Genomic DNA, 22,010 nt, shown 5'->3' with positions numbered 1-22,010 from the left:
AAAAAGTATATTTTTCAATTTACTCTCTACTTACTAATTATTGAAATTAAAAAACTGAACTGCTTCACCTGACCAACCAGCATTATCGGTCAAGTTCAAGTACAAAGTCAGCCCTGCATACAACACTATTAAAGCGTAGCCCAACCATTTACCGAACAACGAAAAAACGACAAAAGGCAATAAGATGTACTCAAACATCGAAATAGCCGCATAACTCCTTCCCGCAACAATTGCAAAGTCGCCCAACGTTATCCGCATAAAGGTTGCGCAAAAAAAGAAGCAAAACACCAACTCAAAATTTTCATATCTTTCTGAAATTCTTTGCCAAAAAATTAAAGCCAGCCCCACAAAAACTAAATTCTTTAAATTCACAGCACTAAACAAGGCTAACGGGTAATTATAAATCTCCGCATTGAGATACAAATTTATTTTCTCACCTATGAACCCAAAATTAATTAAATATGAAAAAAATGTTTGTATATCAAAAAATGCCGTAAAAGCCAGAAAAAAAAGTGCGACCGCTGCATACACAGTACGACTTGGTCGAAGCTGATAAACAGCGAACGGCAGTAGAATCAACAATGATGAAACATGTACAAATGCGGCACAGATCACCAGAAATAGGAACGTACCGATCCTCCGTATAGGAATAAGCGTCACTGCCCAAAATAGAATCGCGGAGGCCAAACCAAGGCGGATAGCATTTAGCTCTTTATTTAGATAGAAATGGCAGAAATATACAAGAACCGCACCACCGACATGAGGAGTAAAGAACTTTATCGCTCTGACATTCAGCGCCACAGAGATTAATGCAACGACACTGAAAAGCACGTATGGCTCGCTACCAAAACCGCGCAATACTGAAAGCAAGGTAAAAAACCCGAGTTCTATATTGAGCTGGGAGTAACTGTAACCGCATAAAAACTCATCACATCCAAAAAAAAACGGCACAGTCTTGAACATTTCCGCATACGCAACGTCATCGCTACCTACACCCAAACTCCGCAACGAAGCTAAAAATATAAGAACTATAGCGGATGAAAAAACTGCAAGTTGCTTGACCCACCCCTGCCTAATCAACATTTCCGTACCACCGGAAACGGTCAAAAATATAAATACTGCGTAAATAGGCCAAACAAACTCAATTGACATCAGCTACGCACCCAATACTTTAATACAACAACACTAACAAAAAAACATATGATATACGACATCATGTACGCAATCGTGACACCTTCGGCGCCAATAATGAACCGCCCCATCAAGAAGCTTAGAAATACAAATAGACCAGCCTGAAAGACTTCCGAGATAATATAAATACGAGTTGCCGCCCTCGCAACCGCAACGAAACCAATGACATAGTTAGAAGCTTTAAAAAAATCACCAATCAACTGGTACAACAGAAAACTGTTTAGCTCCTCGAACTCCTTAGAAAGTAGCAAGGGAACAAAAAACCCTCGACCAAAATAAAGCGTCCCGCCTCCGACTGCGAAAACGATCATGACAAAAATTATAAATTTATGGGTTAGTCGTTCGATCTCTTTCTTATTATCACACCGCGATATCATCGGCATGAAATAGGATGCCAAAAAAACACTAAAAAAACCCAAATACGCACTAGAAAGCTTAATTAGACCTTGCCAAATCCCCGCCTGGGTGTAGCCGGCATTACTAATTAGGTTTTGTCGAATATAGATTTCGACCACGGGAAATGCTATGGCACTCACGCACAACATCAAACTAAACCAACTTAACTTTTTAAGTAGGAGCGAATCTATTTTCCTACGCCTAAACCTGAAACGCAGCGAAGACCTCAGATACAAATAAAGACTTGGAACTGCTGCCATTGCCAAGATCGATACAATCGCAATTGCTGCGCCCGACAACCCAAACTTTGATATCAGCAACCAAGCAATAGGTAATGAGATTAAATTTCCAATTATCTGAGTAACCGCAAACGACTTAACATCGGCAAGGCCATTTGCAACAGAGGAGAACAGCATATTAAAGGCTAGCATCAACTGAAACAGTGATAGCAACGATATCACCCATGCAAGGTTGCCATCCCCAAGTATGAATACTGATATTGGGTGAGAAAAAAGCAAAAACAACAAAGCTAGAAGAACAGAAAATACAAATGCAAAAGCTGAAGCTGTGCTCAAAAGCCTATAGAGATTAAACTTGTCACTCCTATACTCAGCAGAATATTTTATGACGCCATGAGCGATACCTCCGCCAGCCAGCAGAGCGAGTATCGAAGTCAGACTCATAAAATGGCCAAGCTTTCCTAGTCCGTCTGGCCCCAAATATAAGGCGATTAACTTTAGTATCAGAAAGCCGACCACTATTTTTGAAGCCTGGGCGAAAGTCGTCAATATGGCGCTGGAAACAGCTCTCCGATACTGAAGCGTATCGCTGGATTCGTTACGCGCCACAGGACATAATCGCTGCAGTTACCTGGCTCTTGACCTCATTTGCCTCCTCGGCATTCATACCCAACCAGAGAGGCAAGCGAATCAGGCGTTCACTTTCTCGGGTTGTAAACTTATCCTCACCCGAAAATACACCGAGTTTTTTTCCAGCTGGAGCCGAATGCAATGGAATGTAATGAAACACGGCACCAATACCAAGGTCTTTTAGTTTACCCAGCACCGCCGTGCGCGCATCAATATCCTTAACCTTAATATAGTACATATGGGCATTCGCGACACAGCCATCCGGCACCACTGGAAGATCGACAACTCCCTTTTTTTCAAAAGCTTTAAAATGCTTATCGTACATTCCCCATAAGGCAAGGCGCGCAGTATTGATATACTCAGACTTTTCTAACTGGCCATACAGATAAGCTGCTTGTAGTTCACCGGGAAGATAACTACTCCCTACATCCACCCATGTATATTTATCGATCATCCCTCGAAAAAATTGACTCCGGTTCGTCCCTTTTTCCCTGATTATTTCTGCACGAGCAACAAAGCGAGCATCATTGATTATCAACAAGCCGCCTTCACCACCGCTTGTAAAGTTTTTTGTTTCGTGAAAACTAAAAGCAGCCATGTGGCCAATAGATCCCAGTTGACGCCCTTTGTAGGTGGACATCATTCCCTGAGCGGCGTCCTCAATTACAAACAACCCATTTCGCTCGGCGATGTCCATAATTGTATCCATCTCGCAAGCGACGCCAGCATAATGTACAGGTACGATTGCCTTGGTCCGAGATGTAATAGCGCTCTCAATCAGGGTTTCATCAATGTTCATTGTGTCTGGACGAATGTCGACAAACACGATTTTTGCCCCCCGAAGCACAAAGGCATTTGCCGTACTAACGAAGGTGTAACTCGGCATGATGACTTCATCACCCGGCTGAATATCTATAAGTATTGCAGCCATTTCCAATGCCTGAGTGCAAGAAGGCGTCAGTAGCGCCTTGACGCAACCCAATGACTTCTCAAACCACTTATGGCACAAGGCGGTGAATTCACCATCACCGGACATTTTACCACTACGCATCGCACGGAGAACGTATTGATCTTCATTACCGGTATATGGCGGTTTGTTAAATGGGATCATTTTTTTGCTCACTTAAAAATTCGACTTCGAGTTTCAGCAGATCTTTTTTACGCTGTTTTATTAGCTTCGCGGGCACCCCGGCATATATACCCCATGCCTCAGTCGACTTGGTGACCAATGCCATTGAGCCTATAGAACAACCTTCTGAAACCTCAACACCCGGAAAAATAACTGCTCCCGCCCCGACAATGACATGCTTGCCGAGTCGAACGGCGGAAAACGTCTCGTTTTTGAATTTTTTCGGAACGAGAGAGTTGGTCAACGTCTCGCCACTATAATCGTCCGATTGCGAGAAGACTTTTACGCCATATGCTAACGTACAAAAATCATCCATGACGATACCAGGAATACCTCCGGCGACAAGACACATTGGCGTGATGTGATTGTATCGACCAATCTTTACGCTTCCCGAGATTACACAAAAATCGTCAATCCTGGAAAAATCACCTATCTCAATTTTGTCCGCGTTGTAAATACACGCCTTGTCACTGATTTTTACCTGCTTGCCAAGACTCTTGAAACCCAATCTTTGGAGTTCTTCATCTGTTAAATAGGCCATCTCGATGTACCAATTGAATGTGTAGCGCTAAATATTATTATTTCTGCCATTACCGGTTACAAGCTTGCTTTGAGGTATCTTACCTAAGCCCTGCGCTTCCTGCTCATAACCGGGAGGAATCATTGTACTGGCAACCGGTAGCTATCAGTCGAAAACTACTGGCTGGTTGTACATCCAATAACCTGAGCTTGCACAATGCCGTCGAAGAACCAACGCAAGCGCCTAACATCCAGCACTTGCCTTAGAGAATTCTCAAGAAAGCACTCTACGCAGACTCCACAAGTAGCGGGCCAAGCCAATCAGCAGACCCAGGAGCAACCCTCCAATCACAGCCAACCCTATGTACAGCATCTTCTTTGGACGGATAGGTTCGTCAGGTATCTCTATAGATCCATCTTGCCGAAAAACAGAAACGCGTGAGGAATCAATCTGCAGGTCTTCATAGAAGAATTTCTTGATTTCAAGCATACGAAGATTTTTTATGAAGGGATCGTTACTTTTTCTGTCCTGCAAATTTTTTATTTCCGCACTCAGCGCTTTGGTGCCTCGCATGTACGTCAACTGGCCATCCATGGTTGCAGTAACTTCGGCGGCAACATTACCTGCAATGATAGGAGGCTCTTCAAGACCAATCGATTGTGCAACCTTCAACGCTTCTTGTAGTCGGCTAATCGAATCGCTCCGTACCCCATTTTCAGTTTGCCGCAAAATACTGATTTGCTGCCCAATATTACGAGCGCGAACTTCTGCTTCCCGCGTAACGTTGGTGATCACCTCACTCTTAGAAGCAATACCTGCATTTGCTGTGAAGGTTTTCACCCACTCGGTTGCGCGCGCAGGATCATTATCCTGAACTGAAACTGAGTATCGATCTGGCTGTTCCTTGGAAGGCAACCCTATAGTAAGTTTCTTCAAATACTTTGAATACAATAAATCCTGCGAACCTTTTCGATCTGCTTCAGAAAGTGATGGCAAATACACCTCAAGAAAGAACGCGCGGTGCAACGCCTCACTTTGCAAATTGCGGATAAAAACATCATATACATCTTTTACTGTATAAGGTGTAAGCTCCAAGTCTTTGGTTCGACCATAGTTAAAATCGGCGATCCCATTCAAAGTTGGAGGCAGCAAATATACACGAGCTTCATAAACTGGCTTACTGACAAACGCATAAGCTGTTACACCCAGAGCAACAACCAAAGTAGTGCACAGTATCATTACTTTTTGAGCCCAAAGGGATCTCATCAACTCAAAAAAATCTATCTCATCCGACCCGGGCTTGGTCGATGGGTCATTCGTCATTCTGGCCAGCCTTTTCTAGTATGCATTTATGATGTTGCGTTTCATGTTCTAAGCTCGTATTTTAACTAATCCTAGGATCCTTTTTCTTCTTTTGCGCAAAAATAAAAGCTAGAAGAGGGCCTATTGCCATACCGATCAGCAACACCAAAATTAGCGATAAAGCTACCGGGAGCTCCGGAGACGACCAGCCAAGAAACACCAGTGAAACAGGTTGCTTATTTTCAAGCACAAAGATGACTGTCGCAAATACAATCAGCAATGCGATTACAAAAAAAATGATTCGTCTGAAATTACTCATCGAAAACCTTCTCGCTAATTCTGACTACAGCTCAGCATCCTCATCCTCATTCACCCGATCCCTCAACTCTTTGCCCGGTTTGAAATGCGGAACGAACTTGCCGTCGAGACTGACAGACTGGCCGGTTTTCGGGTTACGGCCGACCCGTGGTGCGCGGTAGTGCAGAGAGAAGCTGCCAAACCCCCGGATCTCGATACGATCCCCGGTAGCCAGACATTGGGACATTTGCTCAAGCATGGTCTTGATGGCCAACTCCACATCCTTGGATGAGAGCAGCCCTTGATGGGTGACAATTCGTTCGATCAACTCCGACTTCGTCATATTTTTCCCTTCTTTTTCAAGCAGCTAGGTCAGCGCTTCAAAGGTTTTAGCACGCCCGCAAGATTTTGAACAGCCCGAGTTTTGCCATCTATCCCACCACCTCAAAATGCCTGATTCCTGGAAGAAGGAAGACTTCCGAGCAACCACAACCTCTCATCGGCAAATCACCAACATAGTGCGCGTCAGGAAGCCTGCCGGGTTGAATCCAAAGAGAAAACTCTCCTCCTCTTCCTTGACATCATCAGACCTCGCCAAAACTTTGTAGCCCAGCCCCTTGCACTCCTTAGCCGCGCGCTTGTAACACCTCTCCCATTTTGAACCGATCCCCGAACAATCAACCTCAATGCCGCTAACCCCATGCACCACGTGAGTTTTGGCATTGGTGGTACAACCCGCTAACGCCAGAACCGCTACTGCGACAATGAGCTTGTTCATTCACTTCCTTTTGCCAGAAAGCCTACCGGGCGATCATTTGTCTCAGGCTAAAGACTAGCTGCTAATAAGCGTTTGATCCGATTAAACAATCAGACAATTTTTCAGTATTTTTGGTTCACGACTCGAGCTGGTAAAACCGGTGCAATCCACCAAATTCCAGACACAAAAAAGGGCGACCGAAGTCGCCCTTTTCTACAGAAAGCCAGAACTTAGTTCTGTTTTTCCATTTGTGCACGCAGCAGGTCACCCAGAGTGGTGGCCACAGGAGCATCAGTAGCTACTGGCTTGTCGCGCAGGCTCTGGATTGCTTCTTTCTCGTCTTCAACGTCTTTCGACTTGATCGAGAGCTGGATTACACGGCTCTTGCGGTCAACGCTGATGATCTTGGCTTCTACTTCTTCGCCTTCTTTCAGAACGTTGCGCGCGTCTTCAACGCGGTCACGGCTGATTTCGGAGGCTTTCAGAGTTGCTTCGATATCGTCGGCCAGAGTGATGATGGCGCCTTTAGCGTCAACTTCCTTCACGATGCCTTTAACGATGGCGCCTTTGTCGTTCTCTTGAACGTACTCGGAGAACGGATCGCTTTCCAGTTGCTTGATACCCAGGGAGATGCGCTCGCGCTCTGGGTCAACCGACAGGATAACGGTGTCCAGCTCGTCGCCCTTCTTGAAGCGGCGTACGGCTTCTTCGCCCACTTCGTTCCAGGAGATGTCGGACAGGTGAACCAGACCGTCGATGCCGCCGTCCAGACCAATGAAGATACCGAAATCGGTGATCGACTTGATGGTGCCGGAGATTTTATCGCCCTTGTTGAACTGGCCAGAGAAATCTTCCCACGGGTTAGATTTGCACTGCTTGATGCCCAGGGAGATACGACGACGCTCTTCGTCGATGTCCAGAACCATAACTTCCACTTCGTCGCCGACTTGTACGACTTTCGAAGGGTGGATGTTCTTGTTGGTCCAGTCCATTTCGGAAACGTGTACCAGACCTTCAACGCCTTCTTCCAGCTCAGCGAAGCAGCCGTAGTCGGTCAGGTTGGTTACACGCGCGGTAACGCGAGTGCTTTCCGGGTAACGGGCTTTGATAGCAACCCATGGATCTTCGCCCAGTTGCTTCAGGCCCAGGGAAACACGATTACGCTCGCGATCGTACTTCAGAACCTTGACATCGATCTCGTCGCCAACGTTGACGATTTCGGAAGGATGCTTGATACGCTTCCAAGCCATGTCGGTAATGTGCAGCAGGCCATCGACGCCACCCAGATCGACGAATGCGCCGTAATCGGTGAGGTTCTTGACGATACCTTTGACTTGCTGGCCTTCCTGCAGGGATTCCAGCAGAGCTTCGCGCTCGGCGGAGTTCTCGGCTTCCAGGACGCTGCGACGGGAAACGACAACGTTGTTGCGCTTCTGGTCCAGCTTGATGACCTTGAATTCCAGCTCTTTGCCTTCCAGGTGCGTGGTGTCGCGCACTGGACGGACGTCAACCAGAGAACCTGGCAGGAACGCACGGATGCCGTTAACGTCGACAGTGAAGCCGCCTTTAACCTTACCGTTGATAACGCCCTTGACCACTTCTTCGGCTGCGAAGGCTGCTTCCAGAACAATCCAGCATTCAGCGCGCTTGGCTTTTTCACGGGACAGCTTGGTTTCACCAAAGCCGTCTTCAACCGAGTCCAGAGCAACGTGAACTTCGTCACCGACGTTGATGTTCAGTTCGCCAGCGTCGTTGTAGAACTGCTCAAGCGGGATGAGTGCTTCAGACTTCAGGCCAGCGTGAACGGTTACCCAGCGAGCTTGGTAATCGATATCAACGATAACACCGGTGATGATGGAGCCTGCCTGAAGGTTCAGGGTTTTTAGGCTTTCTTCAAAGAGTTCCGCAAAGCTTTCGCTCATTTTAATTCCTGTTGATGAGGGCGAAGAATACGCCCATCTCCACACCCCAGACGGTATGGGTTAGTTTCATTTAAAAGAAGCCACCGCAGGACTATGACTGGTCCCCTGCGGCCTTCTTGGTCACCCGGCGATATCGCGAATGGCGATCTCGCTCATGATGCGTTCCAGCACCTGGTCGATGGATAATTCCGTGGAATCCAGCTGTATGGCGTCAGCCGCCGGTTTGAGCGGGGCTACCGCTCGCTGGGTGTCACGCTCATCGCGCGCACGTATCTCATCTAGCAGACTCGACAGACTAACACCCTCGACTTTGCCCTTCAACTGCAAATATCGACGGCGTGCCCGCTCCTCGGCGCTGGCGGTCAGAAAAATCTTCAGCGGCGCGTCAGGAAAAACCACGGTACCCATGTCGCGACCATCCGCCACAAGGCCCGGCGCTTCCTGAAAAGCACGCTGGCGCTGCAGCAGCGCCTCGCGTACAGCGGGCAGCGCAGCCACCTGGGAAGCGCCGGAACCGACGCTTTCAGTGCGAATGACATCGCTGACTTCATCACCTTCCAGAATGATGCGTTGCAACTGACCGTCCGTCGCGGCGATGAATTGCACATCCAGATGAGCGGCGAGTTTTTTCAGCAGCTCTTCATTGGTCAGGTCGACACCATGGTTATGCGCGGCGAAGGCCAGCAATCGGTACAACGCACCGGAATCCAGCAGATTCCAGCCCAGGCGCTTGGCCAGGATCCCGGCTACCGTACCCTTGCCCGAGCCGCTTGGCCCATCGATGGTGATGACCGGTGCAATGTTGATCACGACTGTGCCTCTTGCGCCACGCGAATACCGACCTGTGCGCACAGCGCCAGGAAGTTCGGGAACGACGTCGCGACGTTGGCACAATCATGAATGCGGATCGGTGCACTGGCGCGCAGCGAAGCAACGCTGAATGCCATGGCAATACGGTGATCGCCATGACCGTGTACTTCACCGCCGCCGATCTGGCCGCCGTCGATGATGATGCCATCCGGGGTTGGCTCGCACTTGACGCCCAGCGCCAGCAAACCGTCCGCCATGACCTGGATACGATCCGACTCCTTGACCCGCAGCTCTTCGGCACCACGCAACACGGTGCGCCCTTCGGCGCATGCGGCGGCGACGAACAGCACCGGGAATTCGTCGATGGCCAGTGGAACCAGCGCCTCGGGAATCTCGATACCTTTGAGTTTAGCTGCACGTACGCGCAAGTCTGCTACCGGCTCGCCACCCACTTCACGCTGGTTTTCCAGGGTGATGTCAGCGCCCATCAGGCGCAGGATGTCGATCACACCGGTACGGGTCGGGTTGATGCCGACGTGCTCCAGCACCAACTCCGAACCCTGAGCGATCGATGCCGCCACCAGAAAGAACGCCGAAGACGAGATATCACCCGGGACTTCAATGTGGGTCGCGATCAGCTTGTTCCCGGACTCGACCGATGCGGTCGCACCATTGACTGTTACCGGGTAGCCAAAACCACGGAGCATGCGCTCGGTATGGTCGCGGGTAGGCGCCGGCTCGGTCACGGTGGTCTTGCCTTCAGCATACAGACCGGCCAGCAGCAGACAGGACTTAACCTGGGCACTGGCCATTGGCATGGTGTAGGTCAGACCCTTGAGCTTGTTGCCACCACGAATGATCATCGGTGGACGACCTTCAGCGGCCGTTTCGATCACGGCGCCCATTTCACGCAGCGGATTGGCCACGCGATTCATCGGACGTTTGGACAGCGAAGCGTCGCCGGTCAGGGTGCTGTCGAAGTTCTGCGCGGCCAGCAGGCCGGACAGCAGGCGCATCGAAGTACCGGAGTTGCCCAGATAGATCGGGCCAGGTGCAGGCTTCAGGCCATGCAGGCCGACGCCATGAATGGTCACGCGACCATGGTGCGGGCCTTCAATGACCACGCCCATGTCACGGAATGCCTGCAAGGTCGCCAGGGCATCTTCGCCCTCGAGGAAGCCTTCGACTTCGGTGACGCCTTCAGCCAGGGAGCCAAGCATGATCGAGCGGTGTGAAATCGATTTGTCACCTGGTACGCGAATCCGACCGGACAGGCGGCCACCAGGTTGAGCCAGGAAAATCAGATCGTTGGAATTCATAGCGTCCACATAGGCCCTGCGGGCCAGGATTTTACTGAAATGCTCGCGGGCAACCCGGGCGCGAGTGAAAACGCCCAACAACTGGTGCCCATCCCCTGCATCGACCGCGTCGCGCAAGGCGTCGAGATCGCTGCGAAATGTATCGAGTGTGCGCAGGACAGCTTCGCGGTTGGCGAGGAAGATGTCGTGCCACATGACCGGGTCGCTTCCGGCGATTCTTGTGAAATCGCGGAAACCGCCCGCAGCGTAACGGAAGATTTCAAGATTTTCATTGCGCTTGGCCAACGAATCGACCAGGCCGAACGCCAGCAAGTGCGGCAGATGGCTGGTCGCGGCCAGCACTTCGTCGTGACGCTCGACCTGCATGTGTTCGACATCGGCGCCCAACTCGCGCCACAGGCGATCGACTACCGCCAGGGCTGCCGGATCGGTTTGCGCCAGCGGCGTGAGGATCACTTTGTGGCGACGGAACAGCTCGGCATTGGAGGCTTCCACCCCGCTTTGCTCGGAACCGGCAATCGGGTGCCCCGGCACGAAGCACGACGGCATACTGCCAAATGCTTCGGTGGCCGCACGCACCACATTGCCCTTGGCACTGCCGACATCGGTCAGGATCGCTTGCCCAAGGTCCATGCCGGCCAGACGCGCGAGCACTTTCTCCATGGCGAGAATCGGCACCGCCAACTGAATGACGTCGGCGCCCTGGCAAGCAACGCCCAGGTCTTCCTCGCAGCGATCCACCACACCCAACTCGACCGCGAGCTTGCGCGATTGCGGATCGAGATCGACCCCAACCACTTCGCGGCACATGCCGCTTTCACGCAAACCCTTGGCAAACGAACCGCCGATCAACCCAAGACCGACCACCACCAAGCGACCGATCATAGGCTCAGCAGATTGCAGCGCAGTGACATCAACCACGAGCCAGAACCTTGGTCAGCGCCTCAAGGAAGCGGCTGTTCTCTGCCGGCAGGCCAATGGTGATGCGCAGGTGATTCGGCATGCCGTAATTGGCCACCGGACGCACGATCACGCCCTCACGAAGCAGGCCCTGGAACACCGGGGCCGCGACTTGACCGAGATCGACGCAAATGAAATTGCCTTTGGACGCAATCCAGCTCAACCCCAGCTCACGGAAACCGGCTTCCAGTTGCTGCATGCCGGACTCGTTCAACTGGCGACTTTGCGCCAGATACTCTTCGTCCTTCAACGCCGCACAAGCAGCGGCCAAGGCCAGGCTGTTGACGTTGAACGGCTGGCGTACACGGTTCAGCACGTCTGCGACCACCGCCGTGGACAAACCATAACCCACGCGCAGTGCCGCCAGGCCATAGGCCTTGGAGAAGGTGCGGGAAACCAGCAGGTTCGGATAAGCCGCCAGGAAGTCCAGGCCATCCGGCAGATCACTGCCTTCGGCGTACTCGATGTAGGCCTCGTCCAGTACGACCAGTACATGCTCCGGAACATCCTGCAGGAATTCGTCCAGTGCCTCGGCGTCGAACCAGGTCCCGGTCGGGTTGTTCGGGTTAGCGATGAAGACAACGCGGGTATTGGCATCGATCGCTGCCAGCATGGCAGGCAGGTCATGCCCCCAATCCTTGGCCGGAACCACCTTGGCCTGCGCGCCGACTGCCTGAGTGGCAATCGGGTAGACCGCGAACGCATGCTCGCTGAACACGGCATTGAGGCCAGGCGCCAGATAGGCACGCGCAACCAGTTCCAGGATGTCGTTGGAACCATTGCCCAGCGTCACCTGGTTAAGCTCTACGCGGCACTGTTCGGCCAGCAGGGTCTTGAGCGCAAAACCATTGCCGTCCGGATAGCGGGTCAGCTCGGCCAGCGCCTCACGGATAGCCGCCAGCGCCTTGGGGCCGGGACCCAGCGGGTTTTCGTTGCTCGCCAGCTTGACAATGCTGGCTGGATCGAGGTCCAGCTCACGAGCCAGTTCGTCCACGGGTTTGCCCGGAACATAAGGCGAAAGTTGTTGCACGCCCGGCTGTGCCAGAGCGAGGAAATTGCCACTCATTTGCTACCGCCCCTTAGAGAACTGCTTTCGGGTAGGAACCCAGCACTTTGAGTGCCACTGCTTCCTGACTGATCTTTTCCAGCACCCCTTTGACCAACGGGTCGCGATGATGGCCGACAAAATCGATAAAAAACACGTAGGTCCATTTACCGCTGCGCGACGGACGAGTCTCGATTCGCGTCAGGTCGATGCCATTGTCGTGGAACGGCACCAGCAACTCATGAAGCGCACCGGGCTTGTTGCTCATCGAAACGATGATGGATGTCTTGTCGTCGCCGGTCGGCGGCACTTCCTGATTGCCGATCATGAGGAAGCGCGTGGAGTTGTCCGGGCGGTCCTCGATCTTCTCGGCCAAACGGGTCAGCCCATACAGATCGGCCGCCATGTCGCCGGCAATCGCCGCCGAGTTCCACTCGCCCTTGACCCGCTTGGCTGCTTCGGCGTTGCTGGCCACCGCCACACGCTCGACATTCGGGTAGTGGGAGTCCAGCCACTTGCGGCACTGGGCCAGGGACTGGGCGTGGGAGTAGATGCGGCTGATGCTGTCGGTCTTGGTGTTCTCACCGACCAACAGGTGATGGTGGATACGCAGCTCGACTTCGCCGCAGATCACCATGTCGTGTTCGAGGAAGCTGTCGAGGGTGTGGTTGACCGCGCCCTCGGTAGAGTTTTCCACCGGCACCACGCCAAAATTCACCGCACCGGCCGCCACTTCACGGAACACTTCGTCGATCGCCGCCATCGGCTTGCTGATCACCGCGTGACCAAAGTGCTTCAAGGCCGCTGCTTGAGTGAAGGTGCCTTCAGGGCCGAGATAAGCCACTTTCAACGGCTGCTCGAGTGCCAGGCAGGAAGACATGATTTCGCGGAACAACCGCGCCATCTCTTCGTTGCCCAGCGGCCCCTGATTGCGCTCCATGACACGCTTGAGCACCTGAGCTTCACGCTCAGGACGATAGAACACCGGCACTTCGCCTTCGGCCAGCGAGGCCATCTTTACTCGCGCGACTTCCTGGGCGCAGCGCGCACGCTCACTGATCAGCTCCAGGACCTTTTCGTCCAGGGCATCAATGCGCAGACGCAGTGCCTTGAGTTCTTGCTCAGACATTAGCCGTGTTCCTTCTCGAACTCTGCCATGTACGAAACCAGCGCATTGACGGCGTTGATGTCGACGGCGTTATAGATGGAGGCGCGCATACCGCCCACGGAACGGTGACCCTTGAGGTTCAACAGACCACGCTCGTCGGCACCGGCCAGGAACGGCTTGTCCAGACGATCATCTGCCAGGCGGAATGGCACGTTCATCCACGAGCGGTCCGACTTGTTGATCGGGTTGCTGTACAGGCCGCTGGCATCGATGAAGCTGTACAGCGTGCGCTGCTTGACTTCATTGAGCTTGCCGATGGCTTCGACACCGCCCTGCTCTTTCAGCCACTCGAACACCAGGCCGGACAAGTACCACGCCAGGGTTGGCGGTGTGTTGTACATCGAGCCGTTGTCGGCCGCGACCTTGTAATTGAGCATAGTCGGGCAAATGGAGCGGGCGTTGCCCAACAGGTCTTCACGAACGATGTTGACCACGATGCCGCTCGGGCCGATGTTTTTCTGCGCGCCGGCGTAGATCATGCCGAAGCGCGAAACATCCACCGGACGCGACAGGATGTCCGAGGACATATCGGCGACCAACGGAACATCACCGGTTTCCGGAATCCATTGGAATTCCAGGCCGCCAATGGTTTCGTTCGGCGCGTAATGAACGTAGGCTGCGTCTTTCGACAGCGTCCATTCGTTCTGGCCGGGAATGGCGAAATAGTCGTAGGGCTTGGCGGTGCCGGCAACGTTGACGTGGCCGAAGCGCGAAGCTTCTTCGATGGCCTTCTGCGACCAGATACCGGTGTCGATATAGTCGGCAGAGCCGTTTTCCGGCAACAGGTTCAGAGGAATCTGAGCAAATTGCTGGCTGGCGCCACCTTGCAGGAACAGCACTTTATAGTTCGAGGGGATATTCAGCAGATCACGCAGATCCTGCTCGGCCTTGGTGGCAATGGACACGAACTCATCGCTGCGATGGCTCATTTCCATAACCGACAGGCCCTTGCCGTGCCAGTCGAGGAGTTCACCCTGGGCGCGCTGCAGGACAGCTTCGGGAAGCGCCGCAGGACCGGCACAGAAGTTATAGGCTCTCTTGCTCACATCCAATCTCGCTCTGATTTGGTGGTATCACGCAGTAAATCATCAGCCGACACCAATGCAATGTGGGAGCGGGCTTGCTCGCGAAAGCGGCTGGACTGGTGACATCTTTATTGGATGTCAGTCCGTCTTCGCGAGCAAGCCCGCTCCCACACTGGATCTTCGTGGGTGTCGATATTTCATTACGGACAAACAACAAGGGGGCGAATTTTCATCCGCCCCCTGCTTACCCGCTTATTCCTGTGGTTCTTCGTCAGCAGCGGCGTCGAGTTGCTGGTCTTCGGCAACGTCGGCAATTACGACCTCACCGACAAACCCGTCACCCTCTTCACCTTCGAGCTCCTCACCCTCGACTTCCGACGGCTCCTGAACCCGCTCCAGCCCAACCAGCGTTTCATCGTTGGCCAGCTTGATCAAGGTCACGCCCTGGGTGTTACGGCCCAGGCTGGACACTTCGTCGACACGGGTGCGCACCAGGGTGCCCTGATCGGAAATCAGCATGATTTCCTCGCCGTCGAGCACCTGAACCGCACCGACCAGACGGCCGTTACGCTCGTTGCTGACCATGGCGATAACGCCCTGACCGCCACGCTTGTACTCAGGGAACTCGGTGATCGCCGTGCGCTTGCCGAATCCACGCTCGGAAGCGGTGAGGATCTGGCTGCCTTCTTCCGGGATCAGCATGGAAATCAGCTTCTGGCCTTCCGGCAGCCGCATGCCGCGCACACCGCGGGCGGTACGGCCCATGGCGCGAACGTCGGATTCCTTGAAGCGGGTCACTTTGCCGCCGTCGGAGAACAACATCACTTCGCGCTCGCCATCGGTGATGGCTGCGCTGATCAATACGTCGCCTTCATCCAGCTCCAGCGCGATCAGGCCAACGCTGCGCTGACGGCTGAAGGATTCCAGCGGAGTTTTCTTCACGGTGCCGTTGGCGGTGGCCATGAAGATGTAGTGACCTTCGGTGTATTCCTCGACCGGCAGCATGGTGGTGATGTATTCACCGTCATCCAGCGGCAGCAGGTTGACCAGCGGACGACCACGGGCAGCGCGGGACGCTTCAGGGATTTCGTAGGTCTTCAGCCAGTACACCTTGCCCTTGCTGGAGAACAGCAGCAGCGTGGTGTGGCTGTTGGCAACCAGCAGGTGAGCGATGTAGTCCTCATCCTTGACGCCGGTGGCCGACTTGCCTTTACCGCCACGACGCTGGGCCTGGTACGCAGCCAGCGGCTGGGTCTTGGCGTAACCACCGTGGGAAATGGTCACGACGCGCTCTTCTTCCGGGATCATGTCACCCAGAGTCAGGTCGAGACGGGCATCGAGAATCTCGGTGCGACGTACGTCGCCGTATTCCGCGCGAATCACTTCCAGCTCTTCGCGGATCACTTCCATCAGGCGCGTGGCGCTGTTGAGGATGCGGATCAGCTCGCCGATCTGGTTGAGGATCTCTTGATACTCGGCCAGCAGCTTTTCGTGTTCCAGACCGGTCAGGCGATGCAGACGCAGTTCCAGAATGGCTTGCGCCTGTTCTGGCGACAGGAAGTACTTGCCGTCGCGCAGACCGTATTGCGGATCGAGGTTTTCCGGACGGCACGAATCGGCGCCGGCACGTTCGACCATCGCCACCACAGCCGAGGATTCCCAAGGGGTGCTGACCAGCGCCTCCTTGGCTTCCGACGGCGTTGGCGATGCCTTGATCAGGGCGATGACCGGGTCGATGTTCGACAGGGCAACCGCTTGACCTTCAAGAATGTGGCCACGCTCGCGCGCCTTGCGCAGTTCGAACACGGTACGACGGGTAACCACTTCGCGACGGTGACGCACGAAGGCTTCCAGCAGGTCCTTGAGATTCAGGATCCGCGGACGGCCGTCGATCAGCGCGACGATGTTGATGCCGAACACCGCTTGCAGCTGGGTCTGGGCGTAGAGATTGTTGAGGATCACCTCAGGCACTTCGCCGCGACGCAGTTCGATCACGACGCGCATACCGTCCTTGTCGGACTCATCGCGCAGTTCGGTGATGCCTTCGAGCTTCTTCTCTTTGACCAGCTCGGCGATCTTCTCGATCAGACGCGCCTTGTTCAACTGGTATGGGAGTTCGGTGATGACGATCTGCTGACGACCACCGACCTTGTCGATGTCTTCGATCATCGAGCGGGCGCGCATGTAAATGCGGCCGCGACCGGTGCGGTAGGCTTCGATGATGCCGGCACGACCGTTGATGATCGCAGCGGTCGGGAAGTCCGGACCGGGGATGTATTGCATCAGCTCGTCGACGGTCAACTCGGGGTTGTCGATGAGCGCCAGGCAACCGTCGATGACTTCACCGAGGTTGTGCGGCGGAATGTTGGTCGCCATGCCCACGGCGATACCGCTGGAGCCGTTGACCAACAGGTTGGGAATACGGGTCGGCATGACCGCCGGGATCATTTCGGTACCGTCGTAGTTCGGCACCCAGTCCACGGTTTCTTTATGCAGGTCAGCCAGCAACTCGTGCGCCAGCTTGGTCATGCGCACTTCGGTGTATCGCATGGCTGCGGCGTTGTCGCCGTCCACCGAACCGAAGTTGCCCTGGCCGTCTACCAGCAGGTAGCGCAGGGAGAATGGCTGCGCCATCCGAACGATGGTGTCGTACACCGCGGTATCACCGTGCGGGTGATACTTACCGATCACGTCACCGACAACACGGGCAGATTTCTTGTACGGCTTGTTGAAGTCGTTGCCCAGCTCGCTCATCGCGAACAGCACACGCCGGTGCACGGGCTTCAAGCCATCGCGCGCATCCGGCAGTGCCCGCCCGACAATTACGCTCATCGCGTAGTCGAGGTAGGACTGCTTCAGCTCGTCTTCGATATTGACCGGGAGGATTTCTTTGGCCAGTTCGCCCATGAGAAGCCTGATTCCTTTTTCTGGTGAAACTTCGTCACATCCATATGGGACCAACGAAGCTCGCCGATACAGGCTGAGTGCCATGTACCGACTTACGACAAATCAACGAGTTATGCCATGGATCTGCGCAGTAAAGGTCACCCCGTGGGGCAACTCTGGAAACCGCCGGATGTTATCACAAGAGCCGCCACGCACCTATCCCCTAGATGCGCATGGAGAGTAGTTAGTTGACCGGTGACAGGCTTGAAGGGGACGAGAGAGGCTTAGAGCCTTATTAATTGAAGATTCTCGGGCTAAATAGGGGATTTTTTGCTGGCCATCAGGGCCTCTTCGCGAGCAAGCCCGCTCCCACACTCGACCTGGTCTAACTGGAGAGCTCGGTCAAATGTGGGAGCGGGCTTGCTCGCGAAGGCAATGTATCAGGCATCCTGAATCATCAATGCAGACGCTTGCGGCACATCAACTGTGCCATTTTCGCCGTATCCGGGCGCTCAACGATGCCTTTTTCGGTAACGATGACATCGATCAGGTCTGCCGGGGTTACATCGAAGACCGGGTTAAAGGCATCGACATCGGCCCCGACTCGCTTGCCGCCGACATCCAGCAACTCCCGGCCGTCACGCTCTTCAATCGGAATGTCGTCACCGCTGGCCAGGTGCATGTCGATGGTCGAACTGGGCGCCACCACCATGAAGCGCACGCCGTGGTGCATGGCGTTGACGGCCAGTTGATAGGTACCGATCTTGTTGGCCACATCGCCATTGGCAGTGATCCGGTCAGCGCCGACGATGACCCAGGTAGGGCCTTTGGTCTTCATGATATGCGCCGCGGCGGAATCGACATTGAGGGTTACGGGAATACCTTCATTGGCCAGTTCCCAGGCGGTCAGCCGTGAGCCCTGCAGCCATGGGCGGGTTTCGTCGACATACACTCGTTCGACCATGCCTTCGATGAACGCAGCACGAATCACCCCCAACGCCGTGCCGAAGCCGCCCGTGGCCAGCGCGCCGGTGTTGCAGTGGGTCAGGATCGCCTGGGCGTTGCCCTGATGCTTGCGGATCAGGTCGACACCCAGTTGCGCCATGGTCAGGTTGGCTTCGCGATCACTTTCGTGAATGGCAATGGCCTCGGCCTCCAGCACCTCCAGCGGATCGGCATTGTCTTTCAGGCGATCCAGCCGGTCGTGCATGCGGCCCAGCGCCCAGAACAGGTTAACGGCGGTAGGACGGGAATCGGCCAGCAGCGCAAAATCCTCTTCCAGCGCTGCGTACCAGTCGCCGCCTTCGGCAATCCGGGCACGCGCCGCCAATACAATGCCATAGGCGGCACTGATACCAATCGCCGGAGCACCGCGCACCACCATCGAACGAATGGCCTCGGCCACGCCAGCGGCGCTGGTGTAGGCGATCCAGGTTTCCTCGAACGGCAAAATACGCTGATCCAGCAGATGGAGAGCGCCATCACGCCAATCGATGGCCTTTACCTTTTCCGCAGCCAACAGTCGATCGCGCATCCCTCACCCCGCACTCATGAACAAAAGCCGCCGATTATAGCGATCCCCCCGCGAAGACGCTCGGGTATACTTCGCCATCCTTTACAAAAGCACTGGAACCGACCCTCGATGCCGAACACTGCCGCTGCGCTCGACCTGTTGTTGCTGCCGACCTGGCTGGTACCCGTCGAACCCGCTGGTGTTGTCCTCAAAGAACATGGCGTGGGCATCCGTGATGGACGCATCGTGTTTATCGGCCCACGTTCTGCCGCACTGAAGCTTAACGCAACCGAAATCCGCGAATTGCCCGACATGTTGCTCAGCCCCGGCCTGATCAATGCCCACGGGCACGCGGCGATGACGCTGTTCCGCGGCCTGGCCGATGACCTGCCATTGATGACCTGGCTGGAAAACCACATCTGGCCCGCCGAAGCCAAATGGGTCGACGAGGACTTCGTGCGCGACGGCACCGACCTTGCTATCGCCGAGCAAATCAAAGGTGGCATCACCTGTTTCTCTGACATGTACTTCTTCCCGAAGGTTGCCAGTGAGCGCGTGCACAACAGCGGTATTCGCGCGCAAATCGCGATTCCAATCCTCGATTTCCCGATTCCGGGCGCAGCTACGGCGGACGAAGCCATTCGTCAGGGCGTCGAGCTGTTTGGCGATCTCAAGCACCACGAGCGCATCAAAATCACCTTCGGCCCCCATGCACCCTATTCCGTAGGCGACGAAAACCTGGAAAAAATCCGGGTGATCGCCGAAGAACTGGACGCCTCGATCCACATGCACGTGCATGAAACAGCGTTCGAGGTGCAGCAATCGGTCGAGCAGCGCGGTGAACGCCCGCTGGCCCGCCTGGCGCGCCTGGGTTTGCTGGGGCCGCGCTTCCAGGCGGTGCACATGACCCAGATCAGCGATGAAGACCTGGCACTGCTGGTAGAAAGCAACAGCAATGTGATTCATTGCCCGGAGTCGAACCTGAAGCTGGCCAGCGGCTTCTGCCCCGTTGAGCGTTTGTGGGAGGCCGGGGTCAATGTCGCGGTCGGCACCGATGGTGCGGCGAGCAACAATGACCTGGACCTGCTCGGCGAAACCCGCACCGCGGCCCTGCTGGCCAAGGCTGTCGCCGGCTCGGCCACCGCGCTGGATGCCCATCGCGCCTTGCGCATGGCTACCCTCAACGGCGCCCGGGCTTTGGGTATCGAGGCCGAAACCGGCTCGCTGGAAATCGGCAAGGCCGCGGACATGGTCGCTTTCGACCTCTCCGGCCTGGCCCAGCAGCCGGTCTATGACCCGGTTTCGCAGCTTATATACGCCACCGGCCGGGACTGCGTGAAACACCTTTGGGTGGCCGGCAAGCAACTGCTCGACGACCGTCGCCTGACACGTCTGGATGAACAACAGCTTGGCACCGTTGCGAAGGCCTGGGGTCAGCGCATCAGTGGCCGTACCGAATCGTAAGCCCCCTGGAACGCCATCCGGGGCAACAGGATTTTTCAAGTTTTAGAGGACTTAAACCATGAGCAACGTCGACTACGCCGAAATCGCCAAATTCGAGGCCCTGGCCCATCGCTGGTGGGATCGCGAAAGCGAATTCAAACCGCTGCACGACATCAACCCGCTGCGGGTCAACTGGATTGACGAACGGGTCAACCTGGCCGGCAAAAAAGTCCTCGACGTGGGTTGCGGCGGCGGCATCCTCAGCGAAGCCATGGCCCAGCGCGGCGCGACCGTCATGGGTATCGACATGGGCGAAGCGCCGCTGGCGGTTGCCCAGCTGCATCAACTGGAGTCGGGCGTCAACGTCGAATACCGGCAGATCACCGCTGAAGCCCTGGCCGAGGAAATGCCCGAGCAGTTCGACGTGGTCACCTGTCTGGAAATGCTTGAGCACGTACCGGACCCGTCTTCGGTAATCCGCGCCTGCTTCCGCATGGTCAAGCCCGGCGGCCAAGTGTTCTTCTCCACCATCAACCGCAATCCGAAGGCGTACCTGTTCGCCATCGTCGGCGCCGAATACATCATGAAGCTGCTGCCCCGCGGCACCCACGACTTCAAGAAATTCATCCGACCCTCCGAACTCGGTGCCTGGAGCCGCATGGCCGGCCTGACCGTCAAGGACATCATCGGCCTGACCTACAACCCGCTGACCAAACACTACAAACTGGCGGCCGACGTGGACGTCAACTACATGATCCAGACCCTGCGCGAGGAATAAGCCGATGCCAATCAGAGCAGTTCTTTTCGACATGGACGGCACCCTGCTCGACACCGCGCCGGACTTCATTGCGATCTGCCAGGCGATGCGTGCCGACCGCGGCTTGCCACCGATGAACGACAAGCACATTCGCGACGAGATTTCCGGTGGCGCCAGGGCTATGGTCGCAGTGACCTTCGCCATGGACCCGGAATCGCCGGGTTTCGAAGCGTTGCGCCTGGAGTTCCTGGAGCGCTACCTCGTGGGTTGCGCCGTTCACAGCAAGCTGTTCGACGGCATGGCTGAATTGCTCGCCGACATCGAAAAAGCCAACCTGATCTGGGGCGTGGTCACCAACAAACCATTGCGTTTCGCCGAACCGATCATGCAACAGCTGGGGCTGGCCGAACGTTCGGCGCTGCTGATCTGCCCGGATCACGTGAAGAACAGCAAACCGGATCCGGAGCCATTGATCCTGGCCTGCAAGATGCTCGACCTGGACCCGGCCAGCGTGCTGTTCGTAGGCGACGATCTGCGCGACATCGAGTCGGGCCGCGATGCCGGCACCAAGACTGCTGCGGTGACCTTCGGCTATATCCACCCGGACGATAACCCGCGCCACTGGGGCGCGGACGTGGTTGTCGACCATCCGCTGGAGTTGCGCAAAGTGCTCGATAGCGCTTTGTGTAGCTGCTGAGATC

At 55.0% G+C, this 22,010-nt stretch carries 19 protein-coding genes; 3 read left to right on the top strand and 16 right to left on the bottom strand.

What is annotated here, in order from left to right; genetic code table 11:
- Positions 1 to 33: 33 nt before the first annotated feature.
- From ABIA48_RS22565 to mtnA, 16 genes are all read right to left on the bottom strand, one after another.
- Positions 34 to 1,152 carry an EpsG family protein gene (locus ABIA48_RS22565; RefSeq protein WP_429491438.1) on the bottom strand — a complete coding sequence of 373 codons (1,119 nt, stop codon included), beginning with the start codon at positions 1,150 to 1,152 and terminating at the stop codon, positions 34 to 36.
- Complete coding sequence (locus tag ABIA48_RS22560) at positions 1,152 to 2,435, bottom strand: O-antigen translocase (RefSeq protein WP_429491436.1); 1,284 nt, start codon at positions 2,433 to 2,435, stop codon at positions 1,152 to 1,154. The genes ABIA48_RS22565 and ABIA48_RS22560 overlap by 1 nt, the downstream gene beginning before the upstream one ends.
- Positions 2,425 to 3,567: a dTDP-4-amino-4,6-dideoxygalactose transaminase gene (rffA, locus tag ABIA48_RS22555; RefSeq protein WP_429492915.1), complete on the bottom strand. Its 1,143-nt coding sequence runs from the start codon at positions 3,565 to 3,567 to the stop codon at positions 2,425 to 2,427. The genes ABIA48_RS22560 and rffA overlap by 11 nt, the downstream gene beginning before the upstream one ends.
- Entirely contained in the window at positions 3,554 to 4,126 is a 573-nt protein-coding gene (locus tag ABIA48_RS22550; protein WP_429491434.1) for an acyltransferase, read from the bottom strand. The genes rffA and ABIA48_RS22550 overlap by 14 nt, the downstream gene beginning before the upstream one ends.
- A 252-nt stretch (positions 4,127 to 4,378) precedes the next feature.
- On the bottom strand, positions 4,379 to 5,428 hold the full coding sequence (locus ABIA48_RS22545; RefSeq protein ID WP_429491432.1) for an LPS O-antigen chain length determinant protein WzzB: 1,050 nt from the start codon (positions 5,426 to 5,428) through the stop codon (positions 4,379 to 4,381).
- 61 nt (positions 5,429 to 5,489) lie between these two features.
- The gene (locus ABIA48_RS22540; RefSeq protein WP_429491430.1) at positions 5,490 to 5,726 is read right to left on the bottom strand and encodes a lipopolysaccharide assembly protein LapA domain-containing protein; all 237 of its coding nucleotides are present in this window, start codon (positions 5,724 to 5,726) and stop codon (positions 5,490 to 5,492) included.
- A 24-nt stretch (positions 5,727 to 5,750) separates the two neighbouring features.
- On the bottom strand, positions 5,751 to 6,047 hold the full coding sequence (gene ihfB, locus ABIA48_RS22535; RefSeq protein ID WP_085717207.1) for an integration host factor subunit beta: 297 nt from the start codon (positions 6,045 to 6,047) through the stop codon (positions 5,751 to 5,753).
- Between the two features lie 153 nt (positions 6,048 to 6,200).
- Entirely contained in the window at positions 6,201 to 6,482 is a 282-nt protein-coding gene (locus tag ABIA48_RS22530) for a hypothetical protein (RefSeq protein WP_429491428.1), read from the bottom strand.
- Between the two features lie 209 nt (positions 6,483 to 6,691).
- On the bottom strand, positions 6,692 to 8,383 hold the full coding sequence (gene rpsA, locus ABIA48_RS22525; RefSeq protein WP_007973639.1) for a 30S ribosomal protein S1: 1,692 nt from the start codon (positions 8,381 to 8,383) through the stop codon (positions 6,692 to 6,694).
- 120 nt (positions 8,384 to 8,503) lie between these two features.
- A complete protein-coding gene (gene cmk / locus ABIA48_RS22520) occupies positions 8,504 to 9,193 on the bottom strand; it encodes a (d)CMP kinase (protein ID WP_007985391.1) in 690 nt (229 codons plus the stop codon).
- Positions 9,190 to 11,397: a bifunctional prephenate dehydrogenase/3-phosphoshikimate 1-carboxyvinyltransferase gene (locus tag ABIA48_RS22515; RefSeq protein WP_429492913.1), complete on the bottom strand. Its 2,208-nt coding sequence runs from the start codon at positions 11,395 to 11,397 to the stop codon at positions 9,190 to 9,192. The genes cmk and ABIA48_RS22515 overlap by 4 nt, the downstream gene beginning before the upstream one ends.
- Positions 11,398 to 11,425: 28 nt before the next feature.
- A complete protein-coding gene (hisC, locus tag ABIA48_RS22510; protein WP_007985389.1) occupies positions 11,426 to 12,538 on the bottom strand; it encodes a histidinol-phosphate transaminase in 1,113 nt (370 codons plus the stop codon).
- A 13-nt stretch (positions 12,539 to 12,551) separates the two neighbouring features.
- Positions 12,552 to 13,646: a prephenate dehydratase gene (gene pheA / locus ABIA48_RS22505; protein ID WP_429491425.1), complete on the bottom strand. Its 1,095-nt coding sequence runs from the start codon at positions 13,644 to 13,646 to the stop codon at positions 12,552 to 12,554.
- Positions 13,646 to 14,731 (bottom strand): 3-phosphoserine/phosphohydroxythreonine transaminase, encoded by a 1,086-nt coding sequence (gene serC, locus ABIA48_RS22500; protein ID WP_007985387.1) that lies wholly within the window; start codon positions 14,729 to 14,731, stop codon positions 13,646 to 13,648. Before serC ends, pheA begins: the two co-directional genes overlap by 1 nt.
- A gap of 231 nt (positions 14,732 to 14,962) precedes the next feature.
- The gene (gene gyrA, locus ABIA48_RS22495; protein WP_007985386.1) at positions 14,963 to 17,617 is read right to left on the bottom strand and encodes a DNA gyrase subunit A; all 2,655 of its coding nucleotides are present in this window, start codon (positions 17,615 to 17,617) and stop codon (positions 14,963 to 14,965) included.
- Between the two features lie 436 nt (positions 17,618 to 18,053).
- Complete coding sequence (mtnA, locus tag ABIA48_RS22490; protein WP_007985385.1) at positions 18,054 to 19,130, bottom strand: S-methyl-5-thioribose-1-phosphate isomerase; 1,077 nt, start codon at positions 19,128 to 19,130, stop codon at positions 18,054 to 18,056.
- A 108-nt stretch (positions 19,131 to 19,238) separates the two neighbouring features.
- On the opposite strand from mtnA, the gene ABIA48_RS22485 reads away from it, so the two are divergent.
- Genes ABIA48_RS22485 through mupP form a run of 3 tightly spaced genes read left to right on the top strand, consistent with a single transcriptional unit; the run spans position 19,239 to position 22,006 of the window.
- On the top strand, positions 19,239 to 20,573 hold the full coding sequence (locus ABIA48_RS22485) for a TRZ/ATZ family hydrolase (RefSeq protein WP_429491422.1): 1,335 nt from the start codon (positions 19,239 to 19,241) through the stop codon (positions 20,571 to 20,573).
- 58 nt (positions 20,574 to 20,631) lie between these two features.
- Positions 20,632 to 21,330, top strand: coding sequence for a bifunctional 2-polyprenyl-6-hydroxyphenol methylase/3-demethylubiquinol 3-O-methyltransferase UbiG (gene ubiG, locus ABIA48_RS22480; protein ID WP_007985381.1), 699 nt, complete (start codon positions 20,632 to 20,634; stop codon positions 21,328 to 21,330).
- A gap of 4 nt (positions 21,331 to 21,334) precedes the next feature.
- Entirely contained in the window at positions 21,335 to 22,006 is a 672-nt protein-coding gene (gene mupP, locus ABIA48_RS22475; RefSeq protein WP_108229830.1) for an N-acetylmuramic acid 6-phosphate phosphatase MupP, read from the top strand.
- Positions 22,007 to 22,010 lie beyond the last annotated feature (4 nt).

Origin of the sequence: Pseudomonas sp. S30_BP2TU TE3576, from assembly GCF_050436025.1 — a bacterium.
Taxonomy (GTDB): Bacteria; Pseudomonadota; Gammaproteobacteria; order Pseudomonadales; family Pseudomonadaceae; genus Aquipseudomonas.
Note: the sequence above shows the minus strand (reverse complement) of the source record. Positions and strands in the feature narration are given on the sequence as shown.